The sequence below is a fragment of the Streptomyces sp. P9(2023) genome, from assembly GCF_032436795.1.
In the GTDB taxonomy this organism is placed as follows: Bacteria; Actinomycetota; Actinomycetes; order Streptomycetales; family Streptomycetaceae; genus Streptomyces.
The window spans coordinates 1-314 of sequence record NZ_JAUPWM010000299.1; the positions used below are offsets into that span (position 1 = coordinate 1).

Genomic DNA, 314 nt, shown 5'->3' on the forward strand with positions numbered 1-314 from the left:
GATGAGGTGGGTGTCGTCGTCGTCGGGCAGGAGCGGCACCCAGCCGCGCGGACGCCAGCCGCAGCCGCTCACGAGACCATCCACGAGCGCCTTGATGGTCGGGTTGAGGTTGTGGGCGTCTCGCCGCCTGCGGTCGGGGTAGGCGACGTGCACGGTCAGGTGGGCGCGCTGCATCTGGTGCGGGTCGTGGCCCTGCGTGACAGCCGCCATCTGGCGGAGGTTGCGCACGAGGCTGGCCTGCCGCGCCCAGTGTTTGCGGTCATTGGCGGTCACGATGAGTGCGCGGGGCAGCTCGAACTCGTAGGTGGCGGTGG

General features: G+C 70.7%; 1 protein-coding gene. It reads right to left on the minus strand.

Annotated elements, in window-relative coordinates; genetic code table 11:
* Positions 1 to 210, minus strand: a 210-nt coding sequence (locus Q5762_RS37705) for a hypothetical protein (protein WP_315896824.1), incomplete at its 3' end; no start/stop codon positions are given.
* Positions 211 to 314 lie beyond the last annotated feature (104 nt).